This is a genomic window from Citrobacter sp. RHBSTW-00859 (genome assembly GCF_013729795.1).
In the GTDB taxonomy this organism is placed as follows: domain Bacteria; phylum Pseudomonadota; class Gammaproteobacteria; order Enterobacterales; family Enterobacteriaceae; genus Citrobacter; species Citrobacter braakii.
The window spans coordinates 3,822,660-3,843,971 of record NZ_CP056284.1 but is presented as its reverse complement, the minus strand read 5'-3'; the positions used below and the strand labels follow the sequence as shown (position 1 = coordinate 3,843,971).

Annotated in this window: 30 protein-coding genes and 2 pseudogenes; 18 read left to right on the top strand and 14 right to left on the bottom strand. The window is 52.4% G+C overall.

From position 1 onward, the window contains the following. Positions 1-3 precede the first annotated feature (3 nt). From HV302_RS19275 to HV302_RS19200, 17 genes are all read left to right on the top strand, one after another. Positions 4-1,149, top strand: coding sequence for a DUF3383 family protein (locus HV302_RS19275; protein ID WP_181626445.1), 1,146 nt, complete (start codon positions 4-6; stop codon positions 1,147-1,149). 11 nt (positions 1,150-1,160) lie between these two features. Then, the gene (locus HV302_RS19270; protein WP_181626444.1) at positions 1,161-1,601 is read left to right on the top strand and encodes a DUF3277 family protein; all 441 of its coding nucleotides are present in this window, start codon (positions 1,161-1,163) and stop codon (positions 1,599-1,601) included. Positions 1,602-1,604: 3 nt separating this feature from the next. Continuing rightward, on the top strand, positions 1,605-2,057 hold the full coding sequence (locus tag HV302_RS19265) for a phage tail assembly chaperone (protein WP_181626443.1): 453 nt from the start codon (positions 1,605-1,607) through the stop codon (positions 2,055-2,057). A 23-nt stretch (positions 2,058-2,080) separates the two neighbouring features. Beyond that, positions 2,081-2,245 carry a DUF6889 family protein gene (locus HV302_RS28380; RefSeq protein WP_023229521.1) on the top strand — a complete coding sequence of 55 codons (165 nt, stop codon included), beginning with the start codon at positions 2,081-2,083 and terminating at the stop codon, positions 2,243-2,245. Beyond that, positions 2,235-4,244, top strand: coding sequence for a transglycosylase SLT domain-containing protein (locus HV302_RS19260; RefSeq protein ID WP_181626442.1), 2,010 nt, complete (start codon positions 2,235-2,237; stop codon positions 4,242-4,244). The genes HV302_RS28380 and HV302_RS19260 overlap by 11 nt, the downstream gene beginning before the upstream one ends. Next, positions 4,244-4,831: a phage baseplate protein gene (locus HV302_RS19255; RefSeq protein WP_181626441.1), complete on the top strand. Its 588-nt coding sequence runs from the start codon at positions 4,244-4,246 to the stop codon at positions 4,829-4,831. Before HV302_RS19260 ends, HV302_RS19255 begins: the two co-directional genes overlap by 1 nt. Then, positions 4,831-5,133, top strand: coding sequence for a phage baseplate plug family protein (locus HV302_RS19250; RefSeq protein WP_181626440.1), 303 nt, complete (start codon positions 4,831-4,833; stop codon positions 5,131-5,133). Before HV302_RS19255 ends, HV302_RS19250 begins: the two co-directional genes overlap by 1 nt. Before the next feature lie 2 nt (positions 5,134-5,135). After that, on the top strand, positions 5,136-6,203 hold the full coding sequence (locus tag HV302_RS19245; RefSeq protein ID WP_181626439.1) for a hypothetical protein: 1,068 nt from the start codon (positions 5,136-5,138) through the stop codon (positions 6,201-6,203). After that, positions 6,203-6,556 carry a hypothetical protein gene (locus HV302_RS19240; protein ID WP_181626438.1) on the top strand — a complete coding sequence of 118 codons (354 nt, stop codon included), beginning with the start codon at positions 6,203-6,205 and terminating at the stop codon, positions 6,554-6,556. Before HV302_RS19245 ends, HV302_RS19240 begins: the two co-directional genes overlap by 1 nt. A 223-nt stretch (positions 6,557-6,779) precedes the next feature. Continuing rightward, positions 6,780-7,544: a hypothetical protein gene (locus HV302_RS19235; protein WP_181626437.1), complete on the top strand. Its 765-nt coding sequence runs from the start codon at positions 6,780-6,782 to the stop codon at positions 7,542-7,544. Further along, positions 7,528-7,911, top strand: coding sequence for a hypothetical protein (locus tag HV302_RS19230; protein WP_181626436.1), 384 nt, complete (start codon positions 7,528-7,530; stop codon positions 7,909-7,911). Before HV302_RS19235 ends, HV302_RS19230 begins: the two co-directional genes overlap by 17 nt. A gap of 67 nt (positions 7,912-7,978) precedes the next feature. Next, a complete protein-coding gene (locus HV302_RS19225) occupies positions 7,979-8,731 on the top strand; it encodes a Gp138 family membrane-puncturing spike protein (protein ID WP_181626435.1) in 753 nt (250 codons plus the stop codon). Beyond that, complete coding sequence (locus HV302_RS19220; protein ID WP_181626434.1) at positions 8,731-9,084, top strand: hypothetical protein; 354 nt, start codon at positions 8,731-8,733, stop codon at positions 9,082-9,084. Before HV302_RS19225 ends, HV302_RS19220 begins: the two co-directional genes overlap by 1 nt. After that, on the top strand, positions 9,085-10,284 hold the full coding sequence (locus HV302_RS19215) for a baseplate J/gp47 family protein (protein ID WP_181626433.1): 1,200 nt from the start codon (positions 9,085-9,087) through the stop codon (positions 10,282-10,284). It begins immediately after the preceding gene. Continuing rightward, the gene (locus tag HV302_RS19210; RefSeq protein WP_181626432.1) at positions 10,281-10,961 is read left to right on the top strand and encodes a DUF2612 domain-containing protein; all 681 of its coding nucleotides are present in this window, start codon (positions 10,281-10,283) and stop codon (positions 10,959-10,961) included. The genes HV302_RS19215 and HV302_RS19210 overlap by 4 nt, the downstream gene beginning before the upstream one ends. After that, a complete protein-coding gene (locus tag HV302_RS19205; protein WP_181626431.1) occupies positions 10,961-11,863 on the top strand; it encodes a glycine-rich domain-containing protein in 903 nt (300 codons plus the stop codon). Before HV302_RS19210 ends, HV302_RS19205 begins: the two co-directional genes overlap by 1 nt. Continuing rightward, a complete protein-coding gene (locus tag HV302_RS19200; RefSeq protein ID WP_001619367.1) occupies positions 11,863-12,051 on the top strand; it encodes a hypothetical protein in 189 nt (62 codons plus the stop codon). The genes HV302_RS19205 and HV302_RS19200 overlap by 1 nt, the downstream gene beginning before the upstream one ends. A 51-nt stretch (positions 12,052-12,102) precedes the next feature. Here the strand turns inward: HV302_RS19200 and HV302_RS19195 are convergent, their stop codons facing one another. The 13 genes from HV302_RS19195 to HV302_RS19135 form a co-directional block, all read right to left on the bottom strand. Further along, positions 12,103-13,149 (bottom strand): sialidase family protein, encoded by a 1,047-nt coding sequence (locus HV302_RS19195; RefSeq protein WP_001619368.1) that lies wholly within the window; start codon positions 13,147-13,149, stop codon positions 12,103-12,105. Positions 13,150-13,774: 625 nt separating this feature from the next. Then, a complete protein-coding gene (ykfI, locus tag HV302_RS19190; protein ID WP_000854680.1) occupies positions 13,775-14,116 on the bottom strand; it encodes a type IV toxin-antitoxin system toxin YkfI in 342 nt (113 codons plus the stop codon). 20 nt (positions 14,117-14,136) lie between these two features. After that, on the bottom strand, positions 14,137-14,454 hold the full coding sequence (yafW, locus tag HV302_RS19185; RefSeq protein ID WP_032180339.1) for a type IV toxin-antitoxin system antitoxin YafW: 318 nt from the start codon (positions 14,452-14,454) through the stop codon (positions 14,137-14,139). A gap of 18 nt (positions 14,455-14,472) precedes the next feature. Next, positions 14,473-14,694, bottom strand: a complete 222-nt coding sequence (locus tag HV302_RS19180; protein WP_000691994.1) for a DUF987 domain-containing protein — start codon at positions 14,692-14,694, stop codon at positions 14,473-14,475. 8 nt (positions 14,695-14,702) lie between these two features. Then, positions 14,703-15,179 (bottom strand): JAB domain-containing protein, encoded by a 477-nt coding sequence (locus HV302_RS19175; RefSeq protein WP_000811693.1) that lies wholly within the window; start codon positions 15,177-15,179, stop codon positions 14,703-14,705. A gap of 15 nt (positions 15,180-15,194) precedes the next feature. After that, on the bottom strand, positions 15,195-15,653 hold the full coding sequence (locus tag HV302_RS19170) for an antirestriction protein (RefSeq protein ID WP_000211838.1): 459 nt from the start codon (positions 15,651-15,653) through the stop codon (positions 15,195-15,197). 97 nt (positions 15,654-15,750) lie between these two features. Further along, positions 15,751-15,990, bottom strand: a complete 240-nt coding sequence (locus HV302_RS19165) for a DUF905 domain-containing protein (RefSeq protein ID WP_000194654.1) — start codon at positions 15,988-15,990, stop codon at positions 15,751-15,753. Between the two features lie 76 nt (positions 15,991-16,066). Next, positions 16,067-16,534 carry a protein YkfB gene (gene ykfB, locus HV302_RS19160; RefSeq protein ID WP_023305531.1) on the bottom strand — a complete coding sequence of 156 codons (468 nt, stop codon included), beginning with the start codon at positions 16,532-16,534 and terminating at the stop codon, positions 16,067-16,069. 22 nt (positions 16,535-16,556) lie between these two features. Beyond that, positions 16,557-17,000 carry a YfjS/YafY family lipoprotein gene (locus HV302_RS19155; protein WP_053263801.1) on the bottom strand — a complete coding sequence of 148 codons (444 nt, stop codon included), beginning with the start codon at positions 16,998-17,000 and terminating at the stop codon, positions 16,557-16,559. Further along, entirely contained in the window at positions 17,000-17,236 is a 237-nt protein-coding gene (gene ypjK, locus HV302_RS19150) for a protein YpjK (RefSeq protein WP_001144031.1), read from the bottom strand. The genes HV302_RS19155 and ypjK overlap by 1 nt, the downstream gene beginning before the upstream one ends. A gap of 40 nt (positions 17,237-17,276) precedes the next feature. Further along, positions 17,277-17,978, bottom strand: a complete 702-nt coding sequence (locus tag HV302_RS19145) for a DeoR family transcriptional regulator (RefSeq protein ID WP_039025442.1) — start codon at positions 17,976-17,978, stop codon at positions 17,277-17,279. Between the two features lie 216 nt (positions 17,979-18,194). After that, positions 18,195-19,016: a DUF932 domain-containing protein gene (locus HV302_RS19140; protein ID WP_000197389.1), complete on the bottom strand. Its 822-nt coding sequence runs from the start codon at positions 19,014-19,016 to the stop codon at positions 18,195-18,197. Between the two features lie 91 nt (positions 19,017-19,107). Continuing rightward, the gene (locus HV302_RS19135) at positions 19,108-19,971 is read right to left on the bottom strand and encodes a GTPase family protein (RefSeq protein ID WP_001581464.1); all 864 of its coding nucleotides are present in this window, start codon (positions 19,969-19,971) and stop codon (positions 19,108-19,110) included. A 215-nt stretch (positions 19,972-20,186) separates the two neighbouring features. Here HV302_RS19135 and HV302_RS19130 point away from each other — a divergent pair. Next, positions 20,187-20,366 (top strand): annotated as a pseudogene (locus tag HV302_RS19130) (IS5/IS1182 family transposase); the annotation flags it as partial. A 48-nt stretch (positions 20,367-20,414) separates the two neighbouring features. On the opposite strand, the pseudogene HV302_RS19125 reads toward HV302_RS19130, so the two are convergent. Next, positions 20,415-21,112: pseudogene (locus tag HV302_RS19125) on the bottom strand (IS1 family transposase). Between the last annotated feature and the right edge of the window lie 200 nt (positions 21,113-21,312).

Sequence of the window (21,312 nt, the reverse complement as noted above, 5' to 3'; positions counted from 1 at the left end):
ATTATGCCGCAGGGATTACCTGTATCTAACGTCGTTAATGTCGACGTGATCATTGGGCCGCGTGCGGCTACTGGTCGAAACTTTGGCTCACTGCTCATTCTCGGGAGCTCGACGGTTATTCCGGTAACGGAGCGCATTCGCCTTTACTCATCCCCTGAAGATATCGGCTCTGATTTCGGCGTGGATAGCCCGGAATACGACGCTGCTACCGTTTATTTCTCACAGTCGCCCAAACCGCAACAGGTGTATGTGGGCCGCTGGGCGAAAACGCTTGTATCGGCTGAAAGCGGTTCAACGGAAACCCTGCTGCAGGCTGTGAACGCCGTGCTGAATTACACGAACTGGTACGGTCTGGCCGTGGCGGATGATGAGGATATCGACGATGCCGACTGGCTGAGCGTGGCCGCTGCTATTGAGGCTTCCAGCCTCAGCCGCATTCTGGCGATCACTACTGACGATCCGGAAACGATTAACACGACGTCGACAACCGATCTGGCCTCTAAACTCAAGGCGGCAAAGTACGGGCGCACGTTCGTGCAGTATTCCACCAGCAACAAATACGCCGCGCTGTCAGCGTTTGGCCGCGCGTTTACCGTGAATTTCAACGGCAGCAACACCACCATTACCCTGAAATTCAAACAGGAGCCGGGGATCACGTATGAAACCCTGACCACCAATCAGGCGGCGGCGCTGGATGCCAAGAATTGCAACGTGTTTGTGTACTACCAGAACGATACGGCAATCCTGCAGCAGGGCGTCATGTCCAGCGGTGATTTCTTCGATGAACGCCACGGGCTCGACTGGCTGCAGAACTACGTTCAGACCAACCTGTATAACCTGCTCTACACCAGCACAACCAAAGTCCCACAGACCGATGCTGGCGTTACGCGCCTCCTTTCCAATGTCGAACAGTCGATGGATCAGTCTGTCACAAACGGACTGGTGGCGGCTGGCGTCTGGAGCGGTGGCCCGATTGGGCAGCTGGATTCCGGCGACACCCTGACGAAAGGGTATTACGTGTACGCGCAGCCGATTTCCGAGCAGGCGCAGGCAGACCGCGAAGCGCGTAAGGCACCGGTAATTCAGGTGGCCTGTAAGCTGGCGGGTGCGGTGCATTTCGCTGATGTGCAGATCAACGTCGTTCGCTAAGGGGAAACTGAATGGCTACTTATTCTTTTATGGACGTCACGGCGTCCCTTTCTGGCCCGACCGGAGAGATTGATCTGGGTTATGGCTCTGCCAACTCAGAAGAAGGGATCACCGTCGCGATGGGCGGCCCTAAAAACACCATGACTATTGGCGCTGATGGTGAAGTAATGCACAGCCTGCATGCGGACAAAAGCGGCACGATTACCGTCAACCTGTTGAAGACCTCACCGACAAACAAAAAACTGTCGCTGGCGTATAACGCCCAGAGTCAGTCCTCAGGTACCTGGGGGAACAACGTCATTGTGATCCGAAATAAGGTGAGCGGGGACATCATCACGGCGCGCAGCGTGGCATTCCAGAAACAGCCGGATAACGCCAACGCAAAAGCAGGCAACACGATGCCGTGGGTATTTGACGGCGGCAAAATCGACCAGGTTCTTGGGGAGTTTTAACGAATGGAATGTTCAATCAAAGGCCACGATTACCGCGTGGCAAAGCTCAGCGTTTTTGACCAGTTGAAAGTCACGCGCAAACTGCTGCCGGTGCTGGCTGGGATGATGTCAGATTTCGGGAGCATTCGCTCCCTGCTGCCTGCCGACGGCAAAATCGACACCGTGAAATTCGAACAGCTGAAACCGGTGTTCGAAACCCTGCTGCCGCGAATTGCTGATGAGTTGTCGTCTCTGACCGAGGAAGACACCAACGCAATTATTCATCCTTGCCTGGCCGTGGTATCACGTAAGCATATGGACGGATGGACGCCGGTGTTTAATAGCGGCCAGTTGATGTTCGACGATATCGATCTGCTCGTCATGCTGCAGCTGGTGGCGCGGGTGGTCGCCGATTCGCTGGGAAATTTTTTGCCCGTGAGCCCTACCAGCGCGACGGCGGACCAGCCTCAGGGCTAACCCTCAACAGCCTGCCTGACGGGCTGTCTTATCTCCTTGACCCGGTTGACGCCGGGTTAATCCCTTATTACGCGCTAAAGGATGGATCAGTCGATCTGTGCGATATCGCGCTGATGAATGACCACCTGGCCGTTAAGGCAGACAACCAGCGCCGTATTGAGAAATGGAGAGAGGATAATGAACGCTGAGACTATTAAAGATTTCCTCGTCTCACTCGGCTTCGATATTGACGAAGCAGGCGCGGAAAAGTTCGATTCAGTCCTCGCAGGTACGACCGCAAACGCCATCAAAATGGGGCTGGCCGTCGAAGGTGCCGCGCTTACCGTGGTGGCTTTCACCGCTAAGATCGCCTCAGGTCTGGATAATCTTTACTGGGCATCACAGCGCACCGGCGCGACGGTTCAGGGGATTCAGTCGATTGGCTATGCGGTTTCGCAGGTGGGCGGCAGCGTGGACGCGGCGCGCTCATCTCTGGAAAGCCTCTCCCGGTTTGTGCGAAATAATCCCGGTGCGGAAGGCTTCCTTAATCGCCTGGGCGTACAGAGCCGTGATGCCAGCGGTAACATGCGCGACATGGCCGCTATCTTTACGGGTGTCGGTCAGAAGCTCAGCAGCATGCCGTATTACAAAGCCAATCAGTATGCGCAGATGCTGGGCATCGATGAAAATACCTTGATGGCGATGCGCCGTGGTGTGGGTGGTTTCTCCGGGCAGTACAGCGCGATGGCGAAGGCGATCGGTTTTAATGCTGACGAGGCGGCCAGAAGCTCTAACAAATTCATGACCTCTTTGCGCGAGTTTGGCGCGATGGCAGGCATGGCCCGTGACAAAATCGGCTCTAATCTTGCTGGTGGCCTGGCGGGTTCGCTGGACACCCTGCGCCGTCATATCCTGGACAACTTCCCGCGCATCGAGCAGACCCTGACGAAAGCCATAAAGGGCATTCTGGCGCTCGGGGACATCATCGGGCGGCTGTTCTTCCGGCTCATTGAGGGAACATCAGACCTTATCACCTGGTGGCAATCACTCGACAAACAAACGCGGGAACTGATCTCACTGTTTGGCGCGCTGACAATTGCGCTGCGCATTCTGAACAGCACGTTCTGGATGTCACCGATTGGCCTGATCACCGCGCTGGCTGCTGGTATTGCGCTGCTGTGGGAAGACTATAAAACATGGAAAGAAGGCGGTCAGAGCCTGATTGACTGGGGTAAATGGAAGCCAGAAGTCGACGCCGCGCTGAAGATGACGCGTGACCTGCAGACTACCGTCATCGACCTGACGAAAGCGCTGGCGAAGCTGCTCAACATTGATCCGAAATCATGGTCCCTGAAGTGGGATTTCAGCAATTTCATTTCGCAAATGGGCGAATTCAGCAAGATGCTGAACATGATTGCGGATCTGTTGAATGCTATCAAAGATGGGCGATGGTCTGAGGCTGCCAGCATTGGTAATCAGCTCCTGAATCAGGGTAGCGGGAATCCGAGTGCTATGCCGATGGTGACCGACAGTGCGAACAGTACCGCCGAATGGATGAAAAACACGCTTGGGTTTGATCCTCGTAGCGTGGGACGCACAGTGCGCGGCTGGTTTGGCGATGATGAACCAGAGCAGTACGGCCAGTCAGTTAAGCGACCACAGCCAACCAAAGCGGGTTCTGAGTTGCTGGGCTGGATGCAGCCGATGCTTACCAATCTGGAGCAGCTATACCGGCTTCCGGAAGGACTGCTGAAAAGCGTTGCGATTACGGAATCTGGGGGCAATCAGTTTGCGGTGTCCGGTGCTGGCGCGAAAGGTCTGTTTCAGTTTATGGACGGCACCGCGCGTGACATGGGGCTGCGCGGGAACGATGTTTTCGACCCGGAGAAGTCGGCGCAAGCTGCTGCGAAGTACCTTTCCCGGCTACTGCAGGCGAACGGTGGAGACCTGAGTAAGGCGCTCGCGTCTTACAACTGGGGGATCGGGAACGTGCAAAAGCACGGCATGGCTCTCATGCCGCAGGAAACCCGCAACTATATCCCGAAAGTGATGAGCAACATGCCCGGGAACGGTGTGCGTGTGGATCAGAAAAACACCTATAACATTTTTGGTGGCGGTGATCCGCGTTCTGTTGGTACTGAGGTTGAACGTCGGCAGCAGTCTGCAAATGCCCAGGTCATGCGCGGTAATCAAACTAAGGTGGGTTAATGGATATTCTCTCTACGCTCTTTCAACAGCAGACTCGGAAAATAGGGATGATTATCCCGAGCGTTGTTGTCTCAGAGAAGCACAACGACACGCTGGAGATAACCGAGCACCCCGTCGAGGTTGGGGCCGCCATCGCTGACCACGCCTACAAAAAACCGTCTGAAGTGGTGATGGAGGTCGGTTTCGCTGGAGGCGGATCGTTACTGGATTTTGCCAGTAACCTGACTGCCACCAGCTTACTGGGCCTGAGTCCGCAGCAGACGTATCAGGAAATTCTGGACCTGCAGGCGAGTCGTATCCCTTTCGATGTGGTGACCGGTAAACGGCTGTACAGCAACATGCTGATCCGCGCGCTGGAAGTGACGACCGACAAAACAACTGAAAATGTCCTGTCGGTCGTCCTCACCCTGAGGGAGGTTCTTATCTCGCAGACGCAGCAGATCACCGTCGCGGATAAAACCAACATGAAGGACGGGGCCAGCACGTCGGCGGTACTGAATACCGGGAACAAAACCACAAAGCCGCCAAATACCTCGCTGCTGCAAAGCATCACGGGTAATGCGGCGTCATTACTGGGGCTCGGCTAATGGCAATTCAGGAAATCCCGCTTACAGCGGATAACCAGCAATTCAGCATCATCCTTGCGGGGACCACTTGGCGGATTAGCATCACCTGGCGCGATCTGTACTGGATTATGGACCTGCAGAACGACAGAGGGGAGTCGGTAATCTCCGGTATTCCTCTCGTCACGGGTGCTGACCTGCTGGCGCAGTACGCCTATATGGGCCTCGGTTTTAAGCTGGTGGTGATCTGCGACGAAAGTACACAGGATTATCCCACGAAAACCGACCTTGGCGGCCGCAGTCATTTACTGGTATCAACGGAGTAAGCATGTCACAGAACTGGATGAGACATTTCGAGCTGCAGCTCGTGGATGAGAGCGGGCAGGGTATTGAGCTCAGCGATTTTAAAGTGACCTTCACGATCGACTGGTTCAACATCAGCAGCGCGTCCCGTGTGGGAACGTTCAAAATCTACAACCTGTCAGCCGATACGGTGAATCGCATCACCGGGCAGGAGTTTTCGAAAGTACGGCTGATTGCCGGTTACGACGGTATCGCGCCGGAGGTATCGGCCAGCGATGTCGGGACCGTTCGGGAAGTCGACGCGGCGGCCGTGGGCCAGAGTGATGGCCGCAACTACGGACTGATTTTCAGCGGTGAAATTCGCTACTCGGTCACAGGAAAGGACAGTCCGATCGATTCCTATGTCCTGATTCAGGCGGCAGATGCTGATCTGGCTTTTGCCACCAGCATAACCTCGCAAACGCTGGCAGCCGGTTATACGGTCGCAGATGTGAACCGCGCGCTGATGAAGGACTTCGAGGCCAAAGGCGCGACCGAAGGTCTGACGCCAGAAATGCCTGTAACCGTGTTCCCCCGGGGCCGGGTGCTGTTTGGCATGACACGGCATCTTATGGATAACGTGGCCGGGCAATGTGGCGCAACATGGCAGTTCGTGGACGGCCAGCGGCAGATGGTGGCGAATAACGAGTATGTTCACGACGCGATTGTGCTCAACAGCGCCACCGGGCTGATCGGTATGCCGCAGCAGACCATCGGCAATGGCGTAAACGTCCGCGCGCTGATTAACCCGAACATCCGGGTAAACGGGCTCATTCAGCTGGATCAGGCCTCTGTATTCCGCACAGCGTTGTCGAACAACGATATCGCGATGGCAGGTGGGCAGATCACAGACCAGAACACCGACGGTAATATCACGCTCAGCGGTACCACGGCGCAGCCTGCCAGCATCGCAACGGATGGCGTTTATATTGTGCGCGGGATTATGTACACTGGCGACACAAGGGGCCAGGCGTGGTACATGGATATGATGTGCGAAGCGCGTGGCGCGGCGGATCTCCGTTCGGCGACGTCTTTACAGCGGGAGGTTGGATAGTGAAAAAGTGGATTGTTATCGGACTCTGTTTTCTTCCGGGATTGGCGTTTGCTGCGAATCCTGGCGGCATCACGCTTCAGTGCGGTGGCTACAAATTAGAGTTGATCCCTGATTCACTGTTCAGAATTAATGGTGAGACCGTAACCTCCCAGAAAATTAAGACGCTCGGCAACGGCAATGGAATGAAGGCTGACATGGGCCTTATGCCAGCCAAAGACGGTAACAATTATGGTTTCGAGTTTATTCGCCGCCCAGGCACTGAAACGCGTTTCCTGAACGTCCAACTGCTTCAGAACAGCATGGACGCGCCGAAAATTATCGGATCTTTCCCGTGTAAGAAAATAGATACTTAACATCTATGCAACCCCTTTAAAAACTTGGCGAGCTTCTCTCCATCAAGCTAAAGTGAAGTTACACCATAACGAATAGTGTTGGTGCATTGACTCAGGGCACATTTAAGCAGACAATCCCATGCCCTTGTTCAAGGGAATTTTCTGCACAAAACCTGTAAAGTGAGACTTTGTGACACAGCTCAAGACACAAGAAGATAGGGATATCGAAACGACTAACCGCATAATGGCTAACATTAAGCCGTATCTTTTCTTTCAACAGGAGATTACGGATTTTGTAGCTAAGCGGATGCTGGCTCAGGCAGAAGAGATTCGAACTAAGGGGTTAAAATCTGTTGCATTAGCAACTATCTATTACTCAATGAACAACCCTGAACTAGGTTCTGAGCTAATGGAAGAGGCGCTTACTTTGCGTCCCCAAGATTGGATCACTTGGCGTCAGTATTCACTGTGTGCTTTTTGGCGTTGTGGACCAGTAGTTGCTCGCGAAATTACTCGGCGATCTCGTGAGCAGGTTATGAGCCCATTAATTGCTCGTGATGCCTTGTTTTATGCCATGAATACTGGTGACTTTGCGTTCATGCGTGAGATGTATTCTCTGCTTACCAAAACCAATATGTTGGATGAAGTCTTCTCCAATGGTTATGAAAAAGAGAGGAGCGACATGGAAAATGGAATGGGCTATTTAGAACTTGCTGAAAAAACCGGCAAGTCTGAGACAATCAAGCATCTTGCTGAAATTATGTACGATGAGTTGAATCTCGGGCAAAAACTGCAAGCCGTTAACCATTTGATCGATGTTTCGGAATATGCTGATGAAACATCGTTGCTATACGAATTGCATGTTCCTGATCTAGAACCTCAAGCTTGTGCAGCGATGAACTTAAGCTTGATAACTAAGCGTGTCCAGGATGGGGTAGTTGATTGGGAAGTTGGCGCTGTGTTTGTGAGTGAGTCAAAGGAAGATAAAGCTGATGCCTGTAACGCCTGATGATTTCTTGGATTTAGCATGTGATTTCGATTCGGCTGCAGATGAAATGCAACTCAGAAACTCTGTAAGCAGAGCCTATTACTCAGGTTATTTGCATGTCATTGACCGAGTTAAGAAGGCTGGCATATTACTTTCGGATGCACCTTCAGGCATGCATGACAAGCTAATAAATTCACTAAATGCGAATTTATGTTCAGGTTTGAACGGGGGCATGACTCCGCCAAAACAAAAGGAGCTTGCTGGCATTTTGCATCTAACTAAACAGTTACGCACCAAAGCTGATTACAAGCTTAAAGAAACAGTTACTCAGTATGACAAAGACGCTGCTATAGCAAATGCTAGAGAGATAAAGTCGATGTTACCTTAAGTTAAGTAGTAAACCGTCTATCAAGACCCGCCTCCCGGCGGGTTTTTTGCTTTCTGGAGCCTACCCAATGGCAGTATCTGACCAGACCCGCAGCGGCGACCTTGCCGAAACATTCAAATCTGAGCGGGAAACCATAAAAAACCAGATCCGCGTTGCTTTACCTGGCATCGTCCAGTCGTTCGACCCGGGTACGGTAACGGCTGTGGTGCAGCCTGCTATCCGTTCGGTTGAAACGGATAACGACGGGAACCGCATTACCAAAAATTACCCGCTGCTGGTGGATGTGCCGGTGGTATTCCCGCGCGGCGGGGGATGCACGCTAACGTTCCCGGTTAAAGCCGGCGATGAATGCCTGGTGATTTTCGCCGATCGCTGCATCGATTTTTGGTGGCAGAACGGCGGGGTTCAGGAGCCTGTCGACGACCGGGTGCATGATTTATCGGATGCGTTCTGTATCATCGGGCCGCAGTCACAAGCAAAGAAAATCGGCGGTATCAGTACCGGGGCCACGCAGCTGCGCAGCGACGACGGGAGCACCTATTTCGAGCTCAATCCCACCACGCAGAAAATTAAAATCGTAGCGCCGGGCGGTCTCGATGTTATCGCCCCCGAATCGACGTTTTCGGCGAAGGTCACGATTACCGGACTACTCACCTGGATGGGAGGGATGGTCGGCAGTCTCGCCAGCGGCACAGCGGCGAAAATTACTGGTGCGATAGAATTCTTCGGAGCACTTAAATCGAACGGTAAATCCATTGACGACACGCATACCCACAAAGGCGTTCAGACGGGAAGCGGCAATTCTGGCGGGGTGAACTGATGCGATACAGACGTGAAGACGCCGACGGCGATTACACCTTTGGCAGCGGCGATGATACATGGCTGATTAACTCACCTGAGGCCGTGGCGCAGGCTGTGAAAACGAGATTCGAATTGTGGTATGGGCAATGGTTTCTCGACACCACAGAGGGGACACCGTGGATTCAGTCCGTACTCGGTAAGCAGAAGCCAGAAACCTACAACCTGGCGATCCGTAAGCGCATCCTCGAAACACGGGGGGTGAAGTCCATCCTCTCCTTCAATACGACAGTGAATACCACGACGCGGCGCGTCCAGTTCTTCTCTGAAATAGACACCATCTACGGAACAACGACAGTAACCAGCGAGGCATAAATGGCCCTCAATTTGGACACACTCGGCTTATCGGCAACGGTAACCGCTGAGGGGATCAGTGCGCCTGACTACCAGACGATACTCGATACCCTGACGAGCTATTTCCAGCAGATTTATGGCAGTGACGCCTATCTGGAACCGGACAGTAAAGACGGCCAAATGGTGGCGCTGGTGGCGCTGGCTATCCACGACGCCAACAACACAGCGATAACAGTCTATAACTGCTTTTCACCGGCTACCGGGTACGGCGCGGCGCTGACCAGCAATGTGAAAATTAACGGTATTGCGCGCAAAGGGGCGACGAACTCCACCGTGGATCTGCTGCTCACCGGCACCGCAGGGACAATTATCACGAACGGTACCGTGAAAGACACTAATAACGTGATCTGGCGCCTTCCTGCCTCGGTAGTGATTGGCGTTGACGGTACGGTGACGGCCACTGCCACCTGCTCAAACAGCGGCGCGGTCGCAGCGCTGGCGGGAACAATTACTACCATCAACACGCCGACCCGAGGCTGGACATCGGTAACAAACCCGGCGGCGGCCACCGTAGGCGCACAGGCAGAAACCGACGCAGAGCTTCGCATCAGGCAGGGGCAGAGCGTCGCGCTACCCTCTATCACGCCGTTTGAGGGCGTTGACGGTGCGATTGCTAACGTTGCTGGCGTGACACGTCACAAGCTCTACGAGAATGATACCGGTGCTACCGATAGTAACGGGCTGCCGCCACACTCTATCTCGGCCATAGTGGACGGTGGGGACGTAACCGACATTGCCCAGACTATCCGGGGTAATAAAGGGCAGGGAACGGCGACCTACGGGACGACCTCTGTCACGGTACCGGACACTTACGGCAATCCACACGTGATCAGTTTTTCGCGCTCGACTGATGTCCCGATTTTCGGGCATATCACACTGAAAGCCTTTACGGGCTACACGTCGCAAATTGGCGTACAGATTCAGCAGGCCGTCGCGGATTACATCAACGGGCTGACGATCGGTGATTCTGTTCTGCTGAGCCGCATTTACTCCCCGGCGAACCTCGGCGTAGTCAGTGGCGGTAGTGCACGCTATTACGACATTCAGGAGCTGCTGATTGGCAAATCTGCCGGAACTGTAGCGGCGGCTAATATCAATATCGCTTACAACGAATCAGCGTCCTGTAAGCCGGAAAATATTGTTCTAACGGTGACGTCATGAGCAAATACACCGAACTGATTACTAACTACCACGCTACCAAGCCACAGTTTTTTGACCATATAGATCTGAGCACCCGCCCGCTGATTGATGTGTCCAGCACTATGTCAGGGCTTGTAACAGCCTTCGATATCGATACGGCAGTCGGCGTGCAGCTCGACACGCTCGGGATCTGGATAGGGCGCAGCAGAACGGTTAGCCAGCCGATTAGCGGTGTTTATTTCAGCTGGGATACCGACGGTTTGGGATATGACCAGGGTGTCTGGCAAGGACCGTATGACCCTGATTCGGGCTATACAACGCTGAGCGATGACACCTACCGCGTCATTCTCAAAGCTAAAATTGCGATTAACAATTGGGACGGTCGCAACGATTCACTGCCCGCAATTCTCGACGCTGCGACGACGGGATCTGGCCTGCGTATGCAGATTGTCGACAACCAGGACATGACGATATCGGTCTGGGTATTTCCGGAAACTGATATTGCCGATGTCTCTCTCGAACTGATAACAGCCATCCGGCAGGGCTATCTAACTGTAAAGGCTGCCGGTGTATGGGCTGGTGGCATTGAAACGCCTTCGGTGGAAACACCCAGCGAGGGCACAAAATTCTTTGGATTCGACATGGACAATGACTATATCTCCGGTTTCGATGCCGGTGCATGGGGGAAATTACTCTGATGGCTAAAAATGAATTTAAACCATTTGCAACCGGCTCTGGTGCTAACGTAACAACTCAGACAGACTGGGAATCATTACCTGTCCTATCTGCTGGCTTTACATCAGGGAAGGCATCAAGTGCTCAGGTGAACAAAGGTCTGAGGCAAGGAACGGCAATGGCGGCTGCTGCGGGGCAGTTTATCGCAGATAAGACCAATGAGGATGTGAAAGATGATGGTGATATTGCGGGGCTCTCTGCGCAATTAGCGAGTGCGATAGAGCAGGCAGCAACAGGACGGCTTATTGGTGTTCGCACAATAACGACATCCGGGACTTATACGCCAACCCCAGGAACGAAAAGCATCATTGTTGAGGTTCAGGGGGCTGGTGGAGGGGGAGGTGGGGTTGGTACTACTAATTCTACCAGTGTTGCAGTTGGGTGTGGAGGGGGAAGTGGCGCCTACGCTAAATCCCGTATCGCCAATTTAGACTCAGCATACACCGTAATTATTGGTGCTGGTGGTGCTGGTGGAGTAAATGGTAATGGAGGGAATGGAGGTGGCACTTCTTTTGGAACGATTACCGCAGGTGGCGGATATGGTGGTGGTTCAGGTAACTCCGCTCCTCCAATTATCCAGAATGCTTCTGGAATTCCTACAGCCACTGGTGGGAATATCATAAACTTATCTGGAAATAACCCTAGCATAGGCATGGCATTTTCTGCCAACGTCATTATTTCGGGAGGAGGTGCTAGTAGTATATTAGGGGCTGGTGGTAGCCCACACGGTACAGCAGGCATTGGTAGAGAAGCTACCGGCTATGGTGCTGGAGGTGGTGGCGCAAATGCATATCAAAATAGCAGCGCACAATACAATGGTGCATCTGGTAGCAGTGGGGTTGTTATTGTCTGGGAGTATGCATAATGAAATACGCTATTATTGAAAATAACATCGTAAAGAATTTGGTTTTATGGAACGGTAAAGGAGATTTACTTGGTGTGTCACAGCGTTATAAAGTCGATGATGACATAACTGTAAATATCGGAGATGAAGTTAGAGTCAATAATGGAGTGTTAGAAATTGTAAGCAAATATCCATTTTTCCCATTGTAATTTAAAAGATGGGGGTGTCTTCATAGTTGCCCCCACATAGATATCACTATTTTATTTGTTATTTTCTTCTAACGTTATATGTTTGATTGATTCTCTGTTGTAAGTATAAGTTATATGTATTTTCCCATTTGAGCTTTGTATAATCGCAGGATAGGAGAACTCTTTTCCCTCTTGTGATTCCAGCGTTAACACATTACCCCATGTTTTCCCGTTATCATTAGATCTGGAAATAGACAAGATGCTTCTGTCTTTCCCTGGGTTATGCACAATTAACCCTGTACCATCTCGTAATACGATGCCGTCAACACCACTATTAGTTGAGGGTATCGTGCTTTTTCTTAGCGTAGTCCATGAGTGACCACTATCTGATGACTGAGATTCCATTAATACTCCTTGATCGCTGCGAGTATACATTTTTATCTCATTATCACGGAATTTTAATAGCGTTGGTTGTATAGCTGAGGTGCCTGTAGGTTTCGATACTTCTATCTTATTAAAATTCTTCATGTTACTGGTTGTTTCTATGTGAACAAACCATCCCTTATCATTCTCCTCACTGGAAGGGAACAAAACGTTCTTTCCAGAAAGAATTGGCTTGTTTTTTATTGGCCCGTAAATTCCGTTTGGCAATGCTTGTTTTTTACTCCAACTTAACCCATTGTTGGTCGAAGTAATATATTTACCTTCCCATGTGCTAGGTGTTTTTCCTACTTTATAGAAAAGGTATGTTTTATTATGTATATTGAATAAAACTGGATTCCATGTAGGAAGCGGCTTGCCATCCTCACTGCCATAGGCAACAACGCGCGGTTTTGACCATCCGGATTCAGTCATGGAGGATTGCCAAATCTTTACGTCATCATCACCCTCTTTTGTCCCACCAAACCATGAGACAAGGATGGTTCCATTACTCATCTCTGCAATAGTGCTTGCGTGAGATTCTTTTATCAACCCCAGTGGGAAGATCAATTCTTGCTTTATAATTTTAAATGTGCTTTCAGCGTGTGCTAATAGTGATAGCTGAAAAGTTAGAAAGCCTAAAATGAAATAAACATATTTACGCATCTTTGCCATTCTATAAAAATTTAACATTATCATATGGTAACACTCCCTGATCTAAAAAAAACGCTACGTATGGAAACACGCAACGAGCATGCATAGTCTCGTCATCATGTGCCATTTTTGTGTCATACATGTAGCAGCTGTATTCACTAACTTACATCATGTGCCATTGAGTTGCGCAATGTGAATGCGGTAATGTGCATGTAAAACAGTTAGTTAAATATAATTCTACTAATTCGTAATGCGAAGGTCGTAGGTTCGACTCCTATTATCGGCACCATTAAAATCAAATTGTTACGTAAGATCTTATCATTCTCCCACCAAAAAATTATCTTAATGTAACAGCTGGTGTAAGTAAATTCTATCAACGAAGATCAATCTTATCTACTGACCAAAAAGGCCTGATAGGGCTTCGCTCACTATACATCCTTGGCTGCAGGTTTAGTTGTACACCATTCCTAAATTTAATGTGTTGGCAATGTGTTCAATAAAGCTCGAACAAATTAGCTCATTATGATCGGTTAATACTTCAACTTCTGGTTGCATGATTGTTTGTCCGTAAAAAGATAACGCGCCTGCCGGGTAGTAGCAGGCGCATTACGCAATAGGTAAACAAGGGAGGAAGTTCAGAAATGTAAATCGGGAAGGTTGTACGCAATGTTCATCGTACTACGTTGTTACGGCTTTGCCGCAACAAGCCAGTTGCCTGCCGCGCTCGCAGAATGTCTGCAGCCCGGAGATAAGGAGATTGTTCCTGCCAGCTAAATCCCTTCCTGTCGATACGAACCAGCTCGTATTTTTCTACCAGAAAATTCACGGCATCGGCTAGGGTGATACCGGCATCGATGTGTTCCTTAATCACAGCCTCATTGCAGAATGGCGTGTCGTTTATTGTCAGACCATAGTGCTGTTCCAGCAGACGTGTCAGTAACATTTGCCAGACAGCCACGGGTGACAGGCAGGGCTTCACCGCCCGCTGAGTTGTTGCAGGTAAAGTTTTCATGTTTGCTCTCGTGTAGGTAATTAACGCTGAGTGGGGTAAATGGCGATGTATACGTAGCCGCAACTGCCAAGGGTGTCGGCTTCGCAGGTTAAATCGTTGTGGTACAGGGTAACGCAGTGGGCATGGTGGGGGCTGAGTTCACCGGTGGTCAGCATCGATTCCATCTGGCGGATAAAGTGCGGGAATGTTTCATCCAGCTTCCGGCATTCGATGTCACTGAACTTGCCGGTGATGCTGGCCCGGTCAGCCAGATAATGCAGTCGGTTGCCTTCCTGCACCAGACGGGCTCTCAGGCGCAGTGTAATCTCCCGCTGCAGGCCCCTGGTAGGGTTGCTCATTACAGTTCTCCACTATTGTCAGTTCAGGGTGATGCTCATCAGGCAGGTATAGGGCCCATTGCGGTCCTGGCGGCGTTCGGCGTATACCGCGAGGACTCCGGCGATATCCGGAACGTCCCTGCCGGTGTAATGACAGACGCTACCGTGCCACTGGTATTTGCCGGTGCAGTAGCGAAAGATTCGGGACTCAGGATGCTGGCGGTATATCGTCATTGCCCTGCGTTTACTGATAATTTTCATGTAATACCTCAAAGCAGACCGTGTTCTGCGAACGAATAGATTTGCCTGCCACCGACAATCAGATGGTCAGGGACACGGATATCCACCAGCTGAAGCACCTGAACCAGTCGCTGCGTGAGGGTTTTGTCGGCCTGGCTAGGTGTCGTCTCGCCGGAAGGATGGTTATGCGCGAGTATCACCGCCGCCGCGTTGAAGTGCAGAGCACGTTTGACCACCTCCCGGGGATGCACCTCGGTGCGGTTAATCGTGCCGGTGAAGAGCGTTTCATGGGCAATCAACTGATTCTGGTTGTCCAGATACAACACCCGGAACTCTTCCCGCTCAAGCGCGGCCATATGCAGTCGCAGCCATTCACGTACGGCGTGGGTAGAGGTGAAGGCTACGCCGGGCTCATGCAGGTGGCGGTCCAGAGCCCTGAGCGCCCGCTGAATGAGACGCCGGTCCTGTGGCGTCATCTCGCCGGGTAAAAAGGAAAGCTGTTTCATCTGTTGCTCCTTCGGTCAGTCGATAATACGCAGAATGGCGTGAGCCTCTGGATGTTGCATGGCATACTCCCGCAGGCGGTAATAGTGTGCGGTCATCGCGTCACATTCTGTACGGCAGGCATGGTGGCTATACGCAATCAGGCAGACAGCAATACCTGCTGCTTCTGCACTCATTTGGGCATCGTTACCGTTCAGGCAGTTAAACAGACGCCATGTCTCATCGTTGTCAGGCTCGGGGGACATAAATGCGCCGCCATTGCTGAGGGTGTAGAACGACCAGATACCACCGCTGTAGCCCTCACAGAAGCGGTCCATCCAGGCGAAGATATGCGGCTCCAGGAGTAGCCACTGCGGGATAGCGCCAAAGTACTGTGGCCAGAAATCGATACGCTGTTCATCGGGGACCGGCGTGACGGTCAGTTCAAATTCGGGTTGGTTAGCGGGTGCGAGGTCGTGCTGCGTCTGTGTTGTCATGGGTATGTCTCCGTCAATAAAAACGCCAGCGGCGATGGCTGGCGTATGGGGATATAAAGTGTGTTCTGGGAGGTGAATGCGGGTAAATGCTTCGCGATCAGCGGGTGGCCGTGTCTGTACGGATGCCTGAGGTGCGGATATAGCGGTTAAGACCTTCACCGGCATCCGGCTCAAAGTTCCATGCCCGCCAGACCATCCGGCCTTCAGTATCACGAACCACCAGACGGAAGTGACTGCCCTGGTCGTCTTCGAGTGTGATATTGCTGTACGTGGTAGTGACCGCTTGCGCTTGTCTCCGGGTGAAAGGCCCCGGTGGCAGCAACACGGATTGGGTCATTTTCGGGCTCCTGATAAAAGAAAACCCCGGCAGCCTGCTAGCTGTCGGGGTGGATTTGCTGGGGAAGATACTACTATCAGTCGTTGCTGCAGTCTCCGAGAGTGGACAGAACTTTCTCAGCGTTCTTCCGGTCCGCAGTGAAGGTCCCTGCTTTGTGGTCATTGACGTAGACGTCGAACTGCCCGGACTCAGAGATATTGCTGATGAAGTCAAACCAGGCGTTATCGCCGTTACGCCAGCCCAGGCTGGACGGAATAATGTACTGCTGGTGATCCATCACTACGGTGATAGTAGTGTCGTCATCGTGCGAACTGACCATCTTGTCATCGGCAAGGGTAAGAAAGACTGAATGCTGATAGAAACCATTCTGGTCCGGGTTCCCTGTGCAGTTGATGGTAAACGTCTTTCCGCTGGCTTCGGTCACGCTGTATTCCGTATTGCCCTGACCGTAACCCTGCTGCCAGAACCCCGGGATAGCAGAGGCATTAAAGCTCGCGAGCAGTACACCCGCCAGCATAAACCGACTTAGTGAAAGTATTGTCATTCTTGTCTCCTTTGTCGTTGTTTTATTCCTGGTTCTCAGGGTTTGAGGGTATCAGCAGTCGCCCCATCAGTTTGCCGTCATGGGCGTACTCAAAGTATTTTTCTTTGGTATACGGGTCCGTCACCTCCTGGTATTCCAGTTTGATGTTATCGGCAATACACAGCGCATTCATCAGTGGCTGGACGGTTTTTTCCTGCATATCCACGAGGTAGTAGTAACTGCCACCCTCGCAGCCATCGGGCGACTGGTGGGTACGTAAAACCTGCAAGGTGGGACCGGATAAGTAGTCAACCTGTGACCATTCTTCGCTGACATCATCCTGGTGGCTGACCACATCACTGAAACGCGGTGGGGTTAGATCCTTAAATTTGCTGATGGCCTTCAGGTCATCACTTCTGTTATCGCATGCGCTGAGAAACAGCGTGGTGGCAACCAGCACCAGCAGAGGCAGTGTTTTACGTTTCATTATTTTTTTCCTGAAATCAGACGAACCACTTTGGCAAAGACATAAATGCCGACGAAAATACCCACCGGCACGCCGACGAACGGTGTCAGCGCGACACTGGCAGCACCGGCTGCGCCACCTCCCGTCAGCAGTGCGGCAACAGTGGCAAGGGTCAGGGCCGCGAGACTGTCGGACACCCCGGTTTTGTTCAGAATGATGACGATGACAACAATGGCGATAATGGCAATAACGGGCATAGGGCTCCTCCCTGTTGCCGGGTTGATAACAACGCTTACGCTATTCTGGTGGGCTGTCGGCCGGAACAAACGCAAGCAGCGACTGCTGGATAAAGCGAAAATGGGGTAAGGCCTGAATAAACACCGGGTCTTCAACCAGACTGCACAGACTGTCGTTGCGGCGAAAAGTCTCCTGCAGGGGCTGAACCAGATGGATCTCATCCAGGGAGAATACGGCGATATGTCCGTCGTGCTCTGCCACCAGATACCAGGCCTGCTGGTGGATGAGTAACCGGCAGGGAGCCAGCCGCTCACAGCGCTGCCCCTCGGCAATCAGAGTCACCCGCCTGCGCCCGGTAATGGCCTGAATCAGTCGCCAGAAAGACAATGCGCCTGATGGCGAAGGAGCCGGACTGGCGGGTGCGATTACGCAGGGAGACTCATCGCACATCAGCAGTGCGTTTACCAGACGACGGTCAAAGCCAGGGAAAAGACCGGCCATCCCGCTGCGGTGGGCAAAGATAAGCACGTCGGGCACCATCTGCGTCTCACTGCCCGCAGTGCGTAAGCGGCAATATCCGGACTGATACTCCAGGTCCAGATACATCAGCCGCTCACGAAAATCACGCCGCAGCGTGCGCACCGACACACCAAACTCAGCGGCAAGCTTACGCACACTCAGCGTTTCCCCTGCCACCAGACGGCTGATTATCAGTGACAGCCTGACAGCCAGCCGGTCATGGCGGCGTTCTGCCTGTGTCATGAGACGTTCTCCGTGAAAGTTAACTGACTGAAAATGATGTGATTACTTTAAAGAGGGGGTCGGACAGGGTATGGACACCACAGAAACTATTTTTCATTTCTGCAAAAGCCAGAGGCAGCGGGGGTTACAGGCCTTCCCTCGGTGAGTGAGGACCGTCAGCACGGTGCGATGCGGACAGGTGGTGTCCGATATTAACAAAGCAGCAACATTAAACGGTCACTGCAGTTGCGTGAGCAGGGCTTCCGCCATCACCCACAGTGCCCGGTTAAGTTTCACGTCCCCGTCGATACCGCGAACGGCACGGGTATGTGACCGTCCTCCTTTGGCATTACGGCCACTGAGCCCGCCCTTAATCAGGTTCTCCTGAATACGCTGGTACGTGGTCCACAGGTCATTGCTCTCATCCTGCCAGCGGCGAGGGGAGAGGATCTGCGATTCAGTCACCGGCTGGTGGTCTTCACCAAAGCGGTATGTGAGGGCGGCTTTTGCCAGTGCCTGCTGTGCCGGGGGTGGCAACAGCAACGACTGCATGGCATCCCGTTTCTCCTCCACCCGGTCAAAAATCCCCAGCACCTCATACGCGCCTTCAATCACCTGACTCACCACGTCCCCCTTGTGTGGCACCCGCACCTCGCCAAACGACTCACCGCAGACGAGCCCGTTCTGACAAACCGCACGAAATAGTCCCGGCAACATCTGATACGAACTAGTGCCATCGTGGGAGTTGAGCAGGATAATTTCTGGTACCTGTTTACCGGTAATCTGCCCCTCACGCCGCAGACGCAGCATATGCTTTGTATGTTCACGACGACCGGGGTCACGCACGCGGGTCTGACAGGCAAAGAATGGCTGGAAGCCTTCTCGCTGTAGGCTGTCGAGCAGGGAGATGGTAGGTATATAGGTATAACGCTCACTGCGGGATTCATGTTTGTCCTCGCTGAACACACTGGGCACCACGCGAAACAGCTCCTCACGGGTTAACGGGCGGTCGCGACGGATAAGGTTTGCTGCGCCAAAGCGCGAAGCCAGACGGGTCATAAGCAGACTCCTCATAATGGGAAAACAAATAAAAGAAATCCCCGTCGCATCGGCGACAGGGTTAGGGAAATAACAGGGATGGGTTAAATACTCAGAAGAAGAAATCCCAGACGGCACGGGCCACTGACACCACGGTGGTGCGCACGGCCTGAATGACGGCCCGCACCGGGGCGGGTATCAGGGGAAAGGCACTGATGCTATCGAGTACAGCACCGACGGTTTCACCAAAATCGCTACGCGCCTGTTCCCGGACTACCGTCGTGCGAAAGGAAGGCTGGAGTTGCGACACCACCGGGCTGGTGGCCTCACGTGGCAGGCACTTAATCATTCGCTCGGCCATCACCCGCAGTCCCCACTGAAGACGGACCGACACGGCACACACTGGATGTACGGGCTGGAACAGCTCATGCAGCAGACAGATTTTACGGCTGATATTCTGCTTCTGCTCTTTGGACAATGGCCCCCCACCGCTGGTGGGCTCGACCTTATCCGACTGGCTGATAACAAACAGCACCTTATGCCGGTATGCCTCCCCAATCACCTGATGATAAAAGTGCTCATCCACCGCCAGCGCTCGGTCATCGGCCTTAATCAGCCACAGAACCAGGTCGAGCCGGGGGAGTTGTTCGCGATACAGCGCAGCATACTCGGTATCGCGAGCGCCACTTTCGCCTACACCGGGTAAATCCACGACGGTCATATAGCGCTCGCCAACCTGCAGACGAAAGCGTAAAGGTTCACGGGTGCAGGCGGCCACATCGCTGACCGGTGATACCTCACTGGCAAACAGGGCATTGCAGAGTGAGGATTTACCGGCACCGCTCTTACCCATAATGCCGATCACTGGCTCGTAGTCAGTTAACTGGTTAATTTGTTGCAGAATCCGCTCTGTTACCCACTGCGGTAGGCCGGAAAGCGATTGCTGAAATGACTTCAAACCTTCAGAATTTTTCATTACTACTCCTCTGAAAAATAATACAAAAACGGCAGAGTCGTGAGATTCTGCCGTTAGTCGGGTATGTTCAGAGTGATGATATATATCTGAAGATTTTTTCAATCCCCTGCGCTTGAGGTAGCTGCGCGACTGCTGGCTCAGGCAATGAATGAGCTATAACAGGGGCATTTACTAACAGGGATTTATTGAGAGTATGAGCCGCCGTGATACACCTTAAAATCGGCTACCATCTGCGTTCGTTGGCGGAAACGGCGATGTCGCGGATGAAGATGCAGTTCGGAGAACGGTTGTCGCTGCGTGATTACGATGCGCAGGTGGGCGAGGCAAGGGCGCGGGTGAAGGCGTTGAATAAAATGACACTGATGGGTGTACCGTTCAGCGTGCGGATTGCCTGAAAGAGGGGGAACAAGGGCTTTGCCGCATCTCGAGGTAATGACTCTAACTTACTGATAGTGTTTTATGTTCAGATAATGCCCGATGACCTTGTCATGCAGCTCCACCGATTTTGAGAACGACAGTGACTTCCGTCCCAGCCTTGCCAGATGTTGTCTCAGATTCAGGTTATGTCACTCAATGCGCTGAGTGTAACGCTTGCTGATAACGTGCAGCTTTCCCTTCAGGCGGGGTTCATACAGCGGCCAGCCATCCGTCATCCATACCACGACCTCAAAGGCCGACAGCAGGCTCAGAAGACGCTCCAGTGTGGCCAGAGTGCGTTCACCGAAGACGTGCGCCACAACCGTCCTCCGTATCCTGTCATACGCGTAAAACAGCCAGCGCTGACGTGATTTAGCACCGACGTAGCCCCACTGTTCGTCCATTTCAGCGCAGACAATCACATCACTGCCCGGTTGTATGCGCGAGGTTACCGACTGCGGCCTGAGTTTTTTAAGTGACGTAAAACCGTGTTGAGGCCAACGCCCATAATGCGTGCACTGGCGCGACATCCGACGCCATTCATGGCCATATCAATGATTTTCTGGTGCGTACCGGGCTGAGAGGCGGTGTAAGTGAACTGTAGTTGCCATGTTTTACGGCAATGAGAGCAGAGATAGCGCTGATGTCCGGCAGTGCTTTTGCCGTTACGCACCACGCCTTCAGTAGCGGAGCAGGAAGGACATCTGATAGAAACAGAAGCCACTGGAGCACCTCAAAAACACCATCATACACTAAATCAGTAAGTTGGCAGCATCACCGGAAAAGGCGTCGAACTTCTTCACCATCTTTTTCCAGAACAACATAACAACAATCCTCGATTTGAAACATCGGCGCTATTTTAGTCAGCGCCGACAAATCGTAAAGTCTGTTGCCTCGTTCCGTTCCCGGGGCGGTGTAAACCTT